The organism is Ochrobactrum sp. P6BSIII (genome assembly GCF_014138065.1).
Lineage (GTDB): Bacteria > Pseudomonadota > Alphaproteobacteria > Rhizobiales > Rhizobiaceae > Brucella.
In genome coordinates, this window is sequence record NZ_JACGXB010000007.1 from 184,272 (window position 1) to 199,482 (window position 15,211).

Below are 15,211 nucleotides of genomic sequence, written 5' to 3' on the forward strand. Positions count from 1 at the left end.
CCCTTTTATAATTGAACTGACTGATGGTTCGCTGTTGTTAGTCCAGCCCTAGCGGATCGGCGGCCCGTGGCCAGAGTTCCAGACTTGCTTTCCTGTATGGTGTGACTGCCGGGTTGGTTGGATATGACGTCGGCGCCGCGATATAGACGATCTCCGATGCAATCGGCTGAAACCCGGCCTGGAAGTGGTTGGTTGACTTGACGACAAGGAAATCCTTGTTGGCAAAATCGATCCCAAGGTTAGTGAAAATATCCGGCTCATAGGTTTGGGATCGGCTGGTAATCAAAATGATATCGATCTGTGTTCCAACGGGACGGATCACCGCGACGCGCCCAAGATTGACCCGACTGTTGCGGAAACTCTGCCAGCCTGCATCCGCCACCTTTTGTATGATCACGCGCAAATCCAGCGGCTCCCCGCCCTGCCATGAAGATTTGCCACCGACGCGGATTTCCAGCTCAGCTCCCTCGCCAGCAGCATGGCAGAAGGCAACAGCAACCGGATCCCAGATGGTGGCGACAGCGAAATTGTCGAGCTTGCGCTCAAACATGCGGCGCAGAATATAGGTTGCGTCACCTGCCACGCCGCCGCCCGGATTGTCCCAGATATCGGAGATCACAACAGGACGCGACGGATCGCCGGCACGTACGTCCAGCACACGGTCGAGACCCGTTTCTGTATCGAACATCTCCATGGCTGTGAGTTTGCGCAAACGGTACAGTTCATGACCCAACTCGCGTGCAAGCTGGTCGCCTTTGGCTTTGTCATGATCGGTAACGACCACGATCCGCGTCCCCATCTCCGGCGCATCACCGGCCATGAAACCATGGATTACGGAAACGGACAGAATGCCGTTCTTCCCTTGCATGGCCACAAGCCGATCTACATAGGAACGCATCGGTTCACGATTGGTGGGATAAATAGTGATCATGCGGCAGTCGAAGGTCGAAATGACCGGCTTGATCTCGCCGCGCAGCGTCCTGAGAGCCAGATCAACGACATGTTCTCCACGCTCTTCGAAATCCGTATGCGGAAACTCAAGGAACGCTGCCATGATATCAAGATTGGACACACGCTTTGCGGTCAGGTGACTGTGCGGATCGAATTCGGCAGCGACCAGAATATCGGGACCGACGATTGCGCGCACTCGTTCCAGAAAGTCCCCTTCCGGATCATCGTAGCCCTGCGCCACCATCGCACCATGCAAACCCAGAACGACTGCATCCACAGGCAGTGCTGCTTCCAGCTCTGCCAGAATTGTATCACGCAACGTCTCATAGGTCTGGCGTTGAATGAGACCGGCAGGTTCAGCCCAGCAGGACGTGCCTTCGATAACCGTGAAACCTTCGGCTTTGCCGCGACGCCGCAAGATAGGCACAACCGATGAACACAAAGTCGGTGTTTCCGGGTGCTCGCCCGGCCCAGCATAAAAGGCAGCCTTGAATGCATCCATGTCCGTTGGAACAGGGGAAAATGTATTCGTTTCCGTAGCCATCGAGGCTGTGAATATGCGCATGTGTTGGTTCCAGGTGCACGGGTTCAGCAAGGGACGTATTATTGGGAAATGAACACGCACACGATCTCACAATCACGCGCGCTGGCTTCAAGAGTGTCTCCATGTCCTGCACACAGGGAACAGTTCACGCAGTCCGGCGACCCTGCCGGCACAACAATTGAAATCGGTCTATGAAAATGGTCTCCGCCTTGTGTTCGCCCTTGATTATTTTCTGTAATTTATTTTCTTGATAATGCGTCGAATATTGGCTGTGTCAACCGGATATCGTGACCCGGACCCATCGTCAGGCTGATGAATGAAAATTTGTGAAATTGATTTTCACGATGCCGTAGATATCTCTCAGCAAAGACAAATCGAAAATCCACGTTCATTCAAGGCCTTTGGCTCCAGGAACATCGTGTCGAACGGGATAACTTTACTTATCAGATGAAAAAAGAGCCGGAAAATCCGGCTCTTTTTTCATAAATTCTGTTCATAATTTTTGGAGTGTGCTGTCAATTCACGCCACGAACAACACGTAACTCACCAAACGGTGCCACGCGCGGCAACATTTTCAACACGAGTCACCACGCCATTACGATGAAAAACCATGCGGTCGAAAAGGTTGCTGACGACACATGTGTGGTTCGGGATGACACAGACAACGGCTCCGACCGGCGGAAATTCCTGTTTGCAGTCCGTCAGATCAACCACACCATGTTCTTCCGAAAGGGTGACAACCCGTGCGCCTTCAAACCCTTCGATGACGCCGTGATCCACAAAGCCCAGAAGATCCGATGTCAGGGCTTTGGAGCCGCAATCGAGAACCGCCCTGCCCGGAGCAGGCCGCGAAACCACAGTCGCTAGAATATGCATGGCCAGGTCGTCATGGGTGCAATGCCCTGCCCGAACCATGCTGCGGTCGTTGTAGACATACGTACCGGCACGGTGTTCGGTCGCAGATGGCACAAGATGGGCGGAATAAAGGTCCGGTGAGCCGCCATTGGAACGGATCGGACAATCTATTCCTTTCGCGGCAAGTTTTGCCATTGTCTCAACGATGAAACTCTCGACCCGATCTGCCCCACCCGCCGCCGGATAAGTTAGAATCCCGGCAAAGCGTAAGCCCGGCTGCGCTGAGATTAATTCAGCCAGCACCACTGCAGCATCAGGCGTCTGTACACCGCAACGCTTGCCGCCCGTATCACATTCCACCAGAACGGCGAGTGGTCGCTCGGTATTAAACGTCTCACCAAGTCCTTTGATCGTGACGTCGCTGTCAACTGTCACTTTCAATCCACGAATTTTCTCATTGAGCGCTTTCAGCCGCGCAAGTTTCGCTGCACCCAGAATATTATAGGTGATGAGGATGTCATCGAAACCGGCCTCGGCAAAAACCTCCGCCTCGGTGATCTTTTGGCAGTTGATGCCTTTGGCGCCCGCTTCCACCTGCTGTTGTGCAACAGAAGGAATTTTGTGCGTCTTGATGTGCGGGCGAAAAGCCTTCCCATGCTGGTCGAAATAAGCCTGCGCGCGCGCAATGTTCGCAGTCATACGATCTTCATCGATGACCGGCATTGGGGTGGGGATGTTTTCAAGTGGCGTGCCTGCTTCTGGCCAGGGGAACGTCATAGAGTGCCTCTCTCGGATGTGCGACGCGAATTTCGATGGCGGTGTATATTATTTTCTTGATTGACCGCAATTGAGAGATAATCATTAATCAGAACGCAGAAAATTTCCATAGTTATGTAATTATTTTTCAGAGTATAAACTTGGAAGATCGCCTGCCAAGCGCAGTTTGTAACCTGACCGGAGATCCCATGGACGTCATTCACGCATTGTCGGACAAGGAAGGCAGGCTTTCCGGTCTTGAGAAAAAGCTCGCTGCTGTTGTGCTTGAAAATGTCGATTTCGTCGTCAACTCCTCCATTGGAGAGCTTGCTGAGAAAGCGGGCGTATCTCCGCCGACGGTAACGCGATTTTGCAGGCGGATCGGCTGCCAGGGTTATTCCGACTTCAAGGTACAGCTGGCCAAAATCACCTATGTCGGGTTGCGCTATCTGATGCCGGAGACGGAAACCAGCACGGTAGAAGAAGTAGCGGAAGACATTATCACCAAAGCGCAGAACGCACTTTTTCAACTCCACCGCCAACTCGATTTGGTTGCCATGGAAAAGGCCGCCCATTTGCTGCGCGGGGCTGATTTCATTCAGGCCTTTGGTGCTACCGGCAACTCGGCCATGATCGCCAATGAACTCCACAACCGGTTGTTCCGCCTTGGATGTCGCATCAACGCATCAACCGATCACAGCATGAACCATATGCTTTCCGCTGCCGCCCAACCGGGAACAGTTGTCATTGGTTCATCCATCACGGGACGTGACCGTGATCTGGTGCATTGCATGAATTTGCTGCGGGCACGCGCTATTCCCACGATTGCGATAACCCAAAGCAACTCCCCCGTTGCACAGGCTTCTGACTTGGTGATCACGATCGATCTTGATGAAGGCAAGAATATCTTTCGCCCCACATCCACCCGCTACGCCTATCTGGCGACCATCGATATTCTGGCAAACATGGTTGCCTATGCTGACCGTAGTCGTTCTGCCCATGTGCTCCGACAGATCAAGGAGGAGCTTGTCCGGTCCCGCGACGGTGACGACAAACAGGTGCTGGGAGACTGATCTTTATAGTTCAGGCCGCATTTGTCATGCGGCCTGAACAGTTGTTTATGATGCGCCACCGGTGGTTAGCGTTGCGCTACCGGGCGAACCAACGGGGTTACACGACGGATCGTGACACGGCGGTTTTCCTGTTCCGGTCCGTCGGTCTTGATCTTCAGAAACCGTTCGCCGTAACCCTGAGTAACGAGATTTTCAGCCGGAATATCATAGACTTCCGTCAGCAGGCTTGCGACTGACTCTGCGCGCTTGTCGGAAAGAACGAGGTTCGATCGATCAGAGCCGACAGCATCCGTATGACCTTCAATGAAGAAAGTTTCGCCGGGGTCCTTGGAAAGAACCTTCTGCATGGCATCAGCCACTTTGCGTAGCGTCTTGGCCTGTGAAAGCGAGACTTCAGCGCTACCGGTCGCAAAGTGGATTGTGTCCAGATCGATACGACGCACCTTATCGCGCAGACGTGCAGAATGGCGCACTTCATCGATCGTGTAGACGCGTTCAACACGCTCGACAGGTGGCATGGCCAGGAAGTCATAGAAGTCACGATCACGGTCGTCTGTCACGTCGATGATGTAATCACTGACAGGGATCGTGAGGCGCATCGGTGGCAGATCGTAACCAACATCGGCGATGGCGGCACGCGGCGTATCTTCATAGTCGGGGGCATAGACCATCAGATATTCATTGCCGTCGCGGTCGATACGGGAGCGCTGCACAACATCACCATAACGGTCATAAACAGTGACCACACGGTAGCCACCGGGACGCACAATCGTTTCGCGCATGCGGCCGCGTGGCAGCTCATCATAATAGGCTTCTTCGGCATTGTGGCGCAGACGTGGGCGGTCATCGCCGCGCACAAACATCCGGTCGCCGACATCCATAACAACGCGGTTATCGACCTGCTCAAGTACCTTCACATTGCTGACGTTGTTCGTCACATTGTTGACCGTCGTGTTATTGACGACCGTGTTGTTAACAACGGTGTTGTTCACGATATTTGTGGTTTCCGGGACAACGAAAGCCGGTGCTTCGTCGACGCGCTTTCCCTTTTCCTTCAGATTGGCTTCAATCTTCTTGGGAAGATCGGCCTTGATCTGCTCGGGGATGGCGATCTGAGCGGATGCATCATCTGCGGGGGGCGGCGCCGAGGCTTCGGCTTCACGCTGCTGACCACGCTGCTTGCGACGTTGCTCGCGAGCCTGATTGCCACCGCTATTATCGGCGTCCTTGTCGCTATCGAGAATGGCGGCGCCATTTTCGACCGGTAGAACCACCGTTTCGTCGGTCTTCGATGGATCTTTCGCGATTGCTTCCTTTTCGGCAGCTGAGCGCTTGTCCACAATTGCAGGCACAGGCTCTGGCTTCTTTTCAGCTTCCTGCGGCTGCTCCACTGGTTGCTGTTCTACCGGCGACGGCTCGCGATTCTTCTTTCCATGCTGTTCTTTGACAGCTGGCTGTTCCGCAGGTTGAACGGGATTGGCTTCACCAGTCTGCGGTTCGGTCGGCTGCACTGGAGCAGGTGCAGATTCCGGCTGTGGCGCTGGCTTCTGCGCCTGTGCATCGTCGGCAGGAGCCGGCCTCTTCTTTGGGCGTTCCGCAGGCTCCTTGGCAGTCTCTTGCGATGCAGCGTTTGCATCCGGCGTCTTCGCTGCTGGCTTCCTGTGGGCAGGAACCTGTTGTTCTGGTTCAGCCTCGCCTTTCGGCGAGCTTTCTTCCGATGCAGGCTTCTTCTCTTGGGCTTGGCGCTGCGTTTCGTGCTCTGCCGCCTTCTTTTGCTCGGCCGCCTGCTTTTCAGCTTCGTCGGCAGCAGCCTTCTCCTGCTTCTGCTTCTCAGCCTGGCGTTCCGCTGCTTCCTGCTCTGCTTTCTGCTGCTGCTCAGCTTTACGCTGTGCCTGTTCTGCCGCCTTCTGCTGTGCGGCAGCTTCTTCCTCGGCCTTTTTCTGTTCAGCCGCCTGACGCTGCGTTTCCGCTTCAGCCGCCTTGCGTTCTTCAGCCTGTCTTGCAGCCTCTGCCTTTTCCGCCTGCTGCTTTTCTATTTCCTGGCGATGCGCTTCTTCCTGCTCGGCACGCTTGCGCTCTTCGGCTTGACGCTGCGCTTCTTCCTGTTCAGCCTGCTTCTGCTCCTCAGCATGACGACGCCCCTGGCCTTCCTCAGAAGGACGCTCGCCCTCTGCCTGTGGCTGTTCAACGGGCTGTTCCTGAGGGGCTCGCTCTTCGCTGTTTTCCTGTGCCACTTGATAAGGCTGCGAAAGCATATCCGCGAAAGATGGCTGTGCAAAAACACAGACCGACATCACCGGTATCGCAACAGTGGCGCGAAGCTTGGAACGAATAGACATAAATCCTTCTCCTTCTGGAAGGCAGAACTGATAAGCAAAGGGCCTGCTTCCGATTCCGCGCATGCTGGAATGCGAATAGAGGCAAATTGCGGCAACTTCACAGAAGCGTTACCTGCGTGATCATGAACCGTTGCTGAATGAGGTTTTACGCGGATTCAACCTCAAAGAGCACGGTCCCTGCACGTGCCTTCAAGGCAAGGAACCTTGTCCTAATGTGGCTTATTCATGGTCGTGAAATTGTGGGAGACTAGACTAGATCGAGGCAACAGCCGATCGGCAAATGATCTCCAACTCGAGCTTCAGGCAGAGGTCCGTTTTGTTTTTCCAGAATGGCCATTCCTCGCCATGCTTGCCGAAAAATTCTGCGCGATATCTGCAAGGGTGACGCCTTGTAATCGTGTCATAAGCAGCTGCTCTGCTTCATTGAAAACCCTTTTAAGCTTGTCGTTAACTGCTTGTTCTATAACACAACCGGGCATGTCATAGGCGGGACCAACCGCGAAAATTGATGGCTCGCCAACAGCGCGATAAATGTCAAACAAGGTCAGTTGGTCCAGCGGCCGCGCCAATGTCCAGCCACCGCCATGTCCCTTCTCGGAATGCACATAGCCCTCCTTGCGAAGCCCCGCCATCGTGCGTCGGATCACTACCGGATTGGTATCCAGCATCGATGCGATTTCTTCTGAAGTCATGGCGCCGTCGTGGTGATCCATATGGATCAACACATGCAACATGCGGGAGAGCCGGCTATCCTGCCTCATATGTTTTCACTCTTTGTATCGGCCTGAAAAGACGAGCTTGATTATCGGGTATTTCTGGCCAGAAAGCAAATTGATACAAGTGAAGTTACATGACTATTGACTCCCTCATTTCATGTAACTTATGTTGTGTCATATACGATTAAACACCGTTTTCGGAGTTCACAACGACAGTTTGACGAAGCTGCTTCGGTACGAACACCGTCAACGGCAATCAAGATGACCGGATAACAATCATGCAAAACTACGAGACCATTATCATCGGCGGTGGCCCCGCTGGACTTTCAGCAGCCCTCATTGCTGGCCGCGCACTGCGCAAAGTGCTCATCATCGATGGCGGAGAGCCCCGAAATCGAAAAGCGCCCGCCATGCACAGTTATCTTTCACGGGATGGTATCCTGCCGCAAGAATTTCGGAAGGCGTCGCGTGAAGAGCTATCACGCTATGACACCGTGACCTATCGCGAAGGTCTTGCCCAGGCCATCCGGCCAGCAGATGGAGGCTACTCAGTAGAGTTGGTCGATGGAGACGTTGTCTCTGCGCCCAAAATTCTCCTCGCCCTTGGCGTGACGGATCAGCTTCCGGCCATTGAAGGCCTTGCGGAAAACTGGGGCCGCGGCGTTCATCATTGCCCCTTCTGCGATGGCTTTGAGCATCGCGGCGAGCGTTGGGGTGTGCTTGCAGAAACAACAGCCATGCTGGATCACGCCGCATTCTTCAAGAACTGGGCGGGACGCCTGACCGTCTTCACCAATGGCGCAGACCTGCCAGCCGAGAAACTGTCAGATCTGTCACGCTCAGAGATCAGTTTGGTAACAATGCCTATCAAAGAAGTTCTTAGCGGCGATGGTCACACCATCGGTGGACTAGTGCTCGAGGATGAACGTCGAGAGGATATCCAGTCGCTATGGATAAGACCACTTCAAAGCCAAACACCCATCGTCACGGGACTGGCACTCAATTTACGCGATGATGGGGGCCTGTGGCGCAATGAGATGAATGAGACCTCAATGAAGGGAGTCTATGCTGCGGGTGATTGCGCAGCGGGGCCAATGCAGCAGGCCATTCTTGCGGCAGCCGATGGCGCACGCACGATGTTTTCGATCATACACAGTCTTGTAACTGCGCATTGAAGGCGTACAGCAACACAGGCGCGTTCGAATGAATTAAGCCCGAAGGCAACCTAACAGGATACCTTCGGGCTTGCAGAATGCCTTAGTACTTAGTCCAGCACATAGCAGGCTTTTCCTTTTCCAGGTGCCGGATCACCGAATGAATAATTGCCGCAATCGACCCCATCACGGAAAGTGCGCTCTATAAAGCGACCGTTTGCGCCATAGCGAACCCGTTTACGACCATAGAAGTCGCAATACCCGCCTTCCTTGGCGCAAGGCCTCCAATCCCGATCCCGGTCATCGTAACGATCTGGTCGGCCCCGGTGATCGGGACGGTCGGGGCGACCGTCTCGGTAGTCGCGATCACGGACAACGAAAGAGCAGCTTTTCTTTTTGCCCGGTGCCGGGTCGTCAAAAACACGGTTCGAGCACGTCACTTCCGGGCGATCGATGAAACGGGACGTGTTGCGCCCGCCTGTTCCATAGACAACTTCAGCCGGGTAAGGCAGTCGGCAAATGCCGCCCTCACTAGCACAACGCTGCAACTCTGCTGCGGAAGCGGTCGTTGCGAGCATTGGCGAAAGCATTGCCATCACGCCGCCGAGACAAAGCGATGCAACCGTCGTCTTAACTACAGATATCATTCTTGGTCCCTCCATATTGCCGGACTATGCTTTAATTCCAGATGTTTGAATAGAGGATGAATGAAGTCAAACGCGCCGCATTTAAGATGATCACATCGCCAGATCGAGCGAACCGTTTACGGCACCAAAACAGAAAAAGCCCCGCAAATGCGGGGCTATCTTGAAAAGACGAGAGCTCAGTTCGCTTAGCTCTTCGGGCTCAAATCCATGGAGAACCACTTTTCCGACATCTTGGCGAGCGTGCCATCTGCCCGCATTTCGCCCAGCGCCTTGTCGAGCTTGGCTTTCAGTTCTGGCTCTTCCTTGCGCAGGCCGATACAGACACTGGTTGCCTGAATGCCACCAACCAGAAGCGGCCCGGTGATCTTCAGCCTGCCATTGCTCTTCTCAGCGCGGTCACGTGCGAAAACCACATTATCGTACTGACCGTCAACGCGGCCGGATTCGAGATCCAGCTTGACCTGTTCCGATCCCTTATAGGTGCGGACCTGAACGGCATCACCGAAGTTCTGTTCGACAAACTGCAACTGGCTGGTCGAAAGCGAAGCACCAATTGTCTTGCCTTTCAACGCTTCCTTGAGATCAGCAATCGCCTTTTTGCCTTCCTCGGCATCCGTGGAAAGGCTTTCACCCGTGTGCGGCAGATTGGCCAAAGGACCATCGGCTGGCACCAGGAACGTATTCGGCGTAATCACGTAAGGATCGGAGAAATCGATCACCTTGCGACGCTCCGGGTTTGGCCCCATCGTCAGTACTACGTCAAATTTACCAGCGAGCAGCGACGGAATCTGGCTGTCCCAATCCTGCGCAACAATATTGCATTCAAGCTCGGCGCGTTTGCAGACTTCTTTGATGACATCAAGGTCAAGGCCCTGAAGCTCTCCGCCCGGGCTTGTCAGGTTGAAAGGCGGAAAGGCGCCCTCGACACCAACGGTCACAGCTTTCCAATCTTTCGCCAAAACGCTGCCGCTATAAAGTATCGACAAAGTGCAAAGGCCAATGGCCGCAATTTTCTTCAGCATAGTTCCCTCATGCTTATTTGTGTTTTCTATCTGCAATGCGGGCGGCGGTTACGCGCTTTTCTTTGCCCGGTTGCAAAGAGTTTGGACCCACTGACCAGTGATGAAAAGCGGAATTTGGTTCATATATATGAACTTTGTTCTGCTTTATGAAAGCCGTGCATGACCATCACACGTAAACACACCCGGCCCGAAAATCGGGCCAAGGTTAGTTTCAGCTGCACCGCAAAGCTCTAACTATCAACCATTTAGCTTGGCATAGCGCGCAATATCCGCGTGGGTCGCAAACCATATATCCTTATGGGTGCGAATATGCGCAATCAGCTCTTTCAGTATCCAGATTCTCGAACGGTGCCCGATGATATCCGGATGCATGGTCAGCTGGAAAATGCCGCCTTCTTCATAGGCTGCATCAAACTCCCGGAGAAATATCTGGAGAATATCGTGCGGTGCGATCTGCGGGCGCAACCCGCCCCAACGGTCCATGACGAGATAGGCTGCATCATCCCGAATCCACTCCACAGGCAGTTCGGTGACACCACACGGCTCGCCATTAAGCAAAAGCTCGTAGCAATCTACATCCGCCATAAGCGATGAATCATAGATCAATCCCATTTCAGAAGTGATCTGCAATGTGTTGTCGCTGAAGTCCCAGGACGGCGTACGAATGCCGACCGGGCGAACACCGGTGATCTTTTCCAGCGCATCAGCGGCACGATGTTGAAGATCGCGCTCTGTTTCACCGTCAAGCAATGTGTTGCGCTCGTGTATCCAGCCATGAAGGGCAATTTCGTGCCCCTCGCCGATCAGGGCGCGTTGTTCATCAGGATAGTGCATGGCCGAAATGGCAGGCACGAAGAATGTGGCCGGGATGTTATCGCGGCGCAGAATTTCGCGGATACGCGGGATTCCCTGCCTTGGGCCAAACTGCCCCTGCGACAAAGCCGAAATCGATTTTCCGCCATCACGCAGTTCAAACGTGTCATGGTCTGAATCGAAGGACAGCGCGACGGTACATCGAGCGCCGCCTTGCCATGAAGACGGTTTGAAACTGCGGCCAGCGCGGGCGCGGTTCATGATGGTTTGAAGCCGTTCTTCAGACCATGTCCAGGTTGGAACAGGCGCGTCGGTTGTCATGATGTCGGCCCTCCACTGACCGATAATGTCTGCCCGGTGATCCAGCTTGCAAAGGGAGATGCGAGAAAGAGCACAGCATTCGAAATGTCTTCGGGCAGCCCGATACGACGCAACGGAATTTCGTTGATCATTGCGGCCTGCCCCTCATCACCATAGGAAGCCCACTGACGCTCATAGTCAGGGCTGGTGCGCAAAAAGCCGGGAGCAACGGCATTGACGTTGATCCCGAACGGTCCAAGCTCGTGCCCCAGCTGGCGGGCAAGACTGATCAGCGCAGCCTTTGCACTCGCATAGGCCTGAATGCCCGTGAGGCTAACGCCAAGACCGGCACCACTGGAAATGAAGACCATTTTGCCCGTGCCCCGCCGCTTCATGGCCGGGACAAGTGCCCGGGCGACCAGAAATGCCCCGCGCACATTAATATCGTAGATGCGATCCCAATCGGCGGCCGGAACATTTTCCACCGGGCGCTTCTTCTGTCCGAGGACACCACCGGCAACATGGACGAAAATATCGAACCCGCCATTGGCCTCTTCGACCGCCGCCAATGCGGCTATCGCGGCTTCATCAGTCACATCCAGATGCACGGTTCTGATCGAGCCGCCACGCCCGGGCTGTGCCTCACGGGCCAATTCTGCCAGTTCATCATCCAGAACGTCTGTAGCAGTGACGATTGCACCGTCCGCAGCAAATGCCTCGCAGATAGCCCGTCCGATTCCCCTGGCGGCCCCGGTTACCAGGACCCGCTTTTCTTTGAATTCTATGTCCATATTATTGCTTGTCTGCTGTTGTTGGTTTGTATCCAAGGCGTGCGCTCAACTCCGCCGCGTGCTTGACGACAGCGTCGACCATGCGCTGACGGCATGCGGTAAAGCGCGATGAGATGGTGGCCATATTGAGCGTTGCAATCACGTCTCCGCTGGCATCGAAAACCGGAGCCGCGACGCCGGACCCACCGACAACCGCCTCTTCATCACAGATTGCAAAGCCGTCCTCGCGGGCAGCTTCAATGATACGGCGTATCTGTACGCGATCGATCACGGTCTTATCCGTCAAAGGAACGATCCGCTCTTTGGCTAGATAGGTAGATGTCTTTTCCTGCTGCCAATGCGCCAGAAGAATCCTGCCCATTGCCGTGCAATAGGCAGGATCAGACCCTGTCAGATCGGAATCAAAGCGGACCGCCTGATGACTGACGCTCTTGGCGAGGAGCTTAACCCGCCCATCCTTGCGGCGTGTGCCGAGAAAGACGGTTTCGCCTTCACTGTCACGCATGGCATCCATGATCGGCTGGGCCGTCGCGATCAGATAGGCATCGCTGCCGCTTGACCAGCCCGGTCCATCACGAAACGCCTCATGGATGCGATAGGACTCGGTATCGTCCCGCACGACATATGCCCGAGCCACCAAGGTAGCCAGCAGATTGAACGTGCTGCTTTTGGGATAACCAAGCTCAGCGACAATTGCTTTGAGCGTCACAGGCTTATGCGCACGACCGAGGAATTCGAGGATCTCGAGAACCCGAACGGCCGACTTAACTTCACCACTGTTTTCAATGTTCATATATGTGAACCAAATTCCTATTGTGGAATAATGTGGCAGACATACGATCAAGTGGCAATACAAAAAGGAGCGCATCTGGAAATGAACTCAAAAAACAAGGTTGCCATTGTTACCGGCGGGGCAAGAGGCATCGGAAAGGCTTGCGCTCTCGATCTGGCGCGTGCGGGCTATGACATTGCGCTGGTTGATCTGCTGGAAGTGGAACTGGCGGCAACCGCAACAGAAATCGAAGGCCTCGGCGTCAAGGCAATCTCCTGCGTGGCAGATGTTTCCAGCCACAAGCGGGCTGGTGAAGTCGTTGCGCAAACCGTTGAAACCTTTGGCCGTCTTGACTTTCTGCTCAACAATGCAGGCCGTTCTGCCCCGGTTGGCATTCTCGACATTTCGGAAGATGAGTTCGATCGTGCGATCGCCATCAACCTGAAAAGCTGCTTCAATTATATCCAGCATTCGGCGCCACATATGCTGAAACAGGGCGGAGGCCGCATTGTTTCCATGTCGTCGCTCAATGCACTTTCCGGTGGCGTGACCGCAGCCGTGAGCAAATTCGCCTATGCCGCTGCAAAAGCTGGCATTCTCGGCATGACACGCTCGCTCGCCAAGGAACTTGGCCCGAATATCGCCGTCAATGCGATCTGCCCCGGCGTCATCCGCACCGAGATTGACACGAATGTTACCGAACGTGCCGATGAAGTCATCAAGGGCATCGCGCTCGGTCGCCTTGGCTGCGCTGACGATGTCGCGCGCCTTGTCACTTTCCTTGCCACGTCCGAACCGTGCTTCATCACCGGTCAGGCATTCACGGTTGATGGCTTTCAATTCAATGTTTGACATGAACGCAGAAGGGGGTAATCAGCACCACTTCAGATTACTCCCTTCGACGGGATTGCGCTGAAAAGCGCAATCCCGAACATAAGGGCCGACAATAACGGACCCCAATACAATGGGAGCCAGACGATGGAGGATCGAGCTATGGCGAAGAACCATCACGATATCTGGGATATTGTGGACGGCAAAAGTGCCGCTTATTTCGAACTCAGCGACACGGTTTGGGATCATCCTGAGACCAATTATGAAGAATATGAGTCCAGCGCTGCTCATGCTGCAATGCTTGAAGCCGAAGGATTTCGCGTCACGCGCGGCATCGCAGGACTGCCGACCGCCGTTATGGGCGAAGCAGGTGACGAAGGTCCGGTCATTGCCATTCTCGGTGAATTCGACGCCCTTCCCGGCTTGAGCCAGATCGCGGGCATTGCAGAAGAACAGCCTATTGAGGCAGGTGGGCACGGCCATGGCTGCGGTCATAATCTGCTTGGCGCCGGTTCACTTCTGGCGGCCGCCGCAGTGAAGCAATATCTGGAAACGCATGGAATCAAGGGCCGCGTGCGCTATTACGGCTGCCCGGCAGAAGAAGGCGGCTCGGCCAAGGGCTTCATGGTTCGTGAAGGCCTGTTTGACGATGTCGACATTGCCTTTTGCTGGCACCCGGCACCTTTCGCGGGCGTCAACGACCCTGTGTCACTGGCCTGCAACGAAATTAGCTTTCATTTCTCCGGTCGTGCGGCTCACGCCGCGTCCGCTCCCCATTTGGGGCGCAGCGCTCTCGACGCCGTTGAGCTGATGAATGTCGGCGTTAATTACATGCGCGAGCATATGCCATCAACGGCCCGCATTCACTACGCCGTAACGGATACGGGCGGTTTCGCACCCAATGTCGTGCAGGCCAAGGCGAGCGTTCGTTATCTGATCCGTGCGCTGAGCCTGCCCGTCATGCAGACCTTGCTTGAACGGGTCAAGAAAATTGCTGACGGCGCGGCGCTCATGACAGAAACGACGGTGCGCAGCGAAATCGTTAGCGGCGACGCCAATCTGATCGGCAACAAGCCGCTGGAACAGCTTATGCAGCGCGAGCTGGAGCGTCTGGGACCACCCGTGTTCGACGCTAAAGATCAGGAAATGGCACAGCGTTTTCAGGCCACGTTGACCAAGGAAGACATTTCTGACGCATTTCGCCGTTTCGGCGTCGAACCGAAGGAGGGCCTTGCCCTTTGTGAGGATGTTTATGAACCCTATAAGGGAGACAATTCGCTCGTTGGTTCGACAGACGTCGGCAGCGTGAGCTGGGTTGTCCCCACCGTGCAAATGCGTGGCGCTACCTGCGCTATTGGCACGCCGCTCCATTCGTGGCAAATGGTGGCGCAGGGTAAATTATCGACTGCTCATAAAGGAATGGCTCATGCCGCAAAGGTCATGGGAAGCACGGCCGTGGAACTGTTTTTGCATCCAGAACGGATTGTAGAAGCCAAACAGGACCACGTGAAAAGGCTGAATGGCGACGTTTTCGTCAATCCTATTCCCGACAGCGTGCAACCTGCCCTGCCCGTCGCAGCGAAATGAAAGACGGCCAATGCAGCCGCCGGAAAGTGAAATGAAGTTCAATCGCTCCTTCAAGAATTG

General features: G+C 54.7%; 13 protein-coding genes. 4 read left to right on the forward strand and 9 right to left on the reverse strand.

Annotated elements, in window-relative coordinates:
- Nucleotides 1-37: 37 nt before the first annotated feature.
- Both FHW00_RS12285 and FHW00_RS12290 read right to left on the reverse strand, forming a co-directional pair.
- Nucleotides 38-1,516 carry a M81 family metallopeptidase gene (locus FHW00_RS12285; RefSeq protein WP_078337145.1) on the reverse strand — a complete coding sequence of 493 codons (1,479 nt, stop codon included), beginning with the start codon at nt 1,514-1,516 and terminating at the stop codon, nt 38-40.
- Between the two features lie 522 nt (nt 1,517-2,038).
- Entirely contained in the window at nt 2,039-3,127 is a 1,089-nt protein-coding gene (locus FHW00_RS12290) for a D-TA family PLP-dependent enzyme (RefSeq protein ID WP_078337146.1), read from the reverse strand.
- 188 nt (nt 3,128-3,315) lie between these two features.
- Between FHW00_RS12290 and FHW00_RS12295 the strand changes: the two genes are divergently transcribed.
- A complete protein-coding gene (locus FHW00_RS12295; protein ID WP_078337147.1) occupies nt 3,316-4,179 on the forward strand; it encodes a MurR/RpiR family transcriptional regulator in 864 nt (287 codons plus the stop codon).
- 65 nt (nt 4,180-4,244) lie between these two features.
- On the opposite strand, the gene FHW00_RS12300 is transcribed toward FHW00_RS12295, so the two are convergent.
- Both FHW00_RS12300 and FHW00_RS12305 read right to left on the reverse strand, forming a co-directional pair.
- A complete protein-coding gene (locus tag FHW00_RS12300) occupies nt 4,245-6,518 on the reverse strand; it encodes an OmpA family protein (protein ID WP_078337148.1) in 2,274 nt (757 codons plus the stop codon).
- A gap of 299 nt (nt 6,519-6,817) precedes the next feature.
- Nucleotides 6,818-7,279 carry an Rrf2 family transcriptional regulator gene (locus FHW00_RS12305; RefSeq protein WP_078337149.1) on the reverse strand — a complete coding sequence of 154 codons (462 nt, stop codon included), beginning with the start codon at nt 7,277-7,279 and terminating at the stop codon, nt 6,818-6,820.
- Nucleotides 7,280-7,512: 233 nt separating this feature from the next.
- Between FHW00_RS12305 and FHW00_RS12310 the strand changes: the two genes are divergently transcribed.
- Nucleotides 7,513-8,409, forward strand: a complete 897-nt coding sequence (locus FHW00_RS12310) for an NAD(P)/FAD-dependent oxidoreductase (protein ID WP_078337150.1) — start codon at nt 7,513-7,515, stop codon at nt 8,407-8,409.
- A gap of 89 nt (nt 8,410-8,498) precedes the next feature.
- Here FHW00_RS12310 and FHW00_RS12315 read toward each other — a convergent pair whose 3' ends face one another.
- From FHW00_RS12315 to FHW00_RS12335, 5 genes are all read right to left on the reverse strand, one after another.
- On the reverse strand, nt 8,499-9,035 hold the full coding sequence (locus FHW00_RS12315; RefSeq protein WP_078337151.1) for a hypothetical protein: 537 nt from the start codon (nt 9,033-9,035) through the stop codon (nt 8,499-8,501).
- 185 nt (nt 9,036-9,220) lie between these two features.
- Complete coding sequence (locus tag FHW00_RS12320; RefSeq protein ID WP_078337152.1) at nt 9,221-10,057, reverse strand: transporter substrate-binding domain-containing protein; 837 nt, start codon at nt 10,055-10,057, stop codon at nt 9,221-9,223.
- A gap of 237 nt (nt 10,058-10,294) precedes the next feature.
- Nucleotides 10,295-11,191 (reverse strand): polysaccharide deacetylase family protein, encoded by an 897-nt coding sequence (locus tag FHW00_RS12325; protein WP_182514659.1) that lies wholly within the window; start codon nt 11,189-11,191, stop codon nt 10,295-10,297.
- Complete coding sequence (locus FHW00_RS12330) at nt 11,188-11,961, reverse strand: SDR family NAD(P)-dependent oxidoreductase (RefSeq protein ID WP_078337153.1); 774 nt, start codon at nt 11,959-11,961, stop codon at nt 11,188-11,190. The genes FHW00_RS12325 and FHW00_RS12330 overlap by 4 nt, the downstream gene beginning before the upstream one ends.
- 1 nt (nt 11,962) lies before the next feature.
- Nucleotides 11,963-12,754, reverse strand: a complete 792-nt coding sequence (locus tag FHW00_RS12335; RefSeq protein ID WP_078337154.1) for an IclR family transcriptional regulator — start codon at nt 12,752-12,754, stop codon at nt 11,963-11,965.
- Nucleotides 12,755-12,835: 81 nt separating this feature from the next.
- On the opposite strand from FHW00_RS12335, the gene FHW00_RS12340 reads away from it, so the two are divergent.
- Nucleotides 12,836-13,585 carry an SDR family NAD(P)-dependent oxidoreductase gene (locus FHW00_RS12340; RefSeq protein WP_078337474.1) on the forward strand — a complete coding sequence of 250 codons (750 nt, stop codon included), beginning with the start codon at nt 12,836-12,838 and terminating at the stop codon, nt 13,583-13,585.
- A 126-nt stretch (nt 13,586-13,711) separates the two neighbouring features.
- Entirely contained in the window at nt 13,712-15,151 is a 1,440-nt protein-coding gene (locus FHW00_RS12345; protein ID WP_078337155.1) for a M20 family metallopeptidase, read from the forward strand.
- The last annotated feature ends 60 nt before the right edge of the window (nt 15,152-15,211 follow it).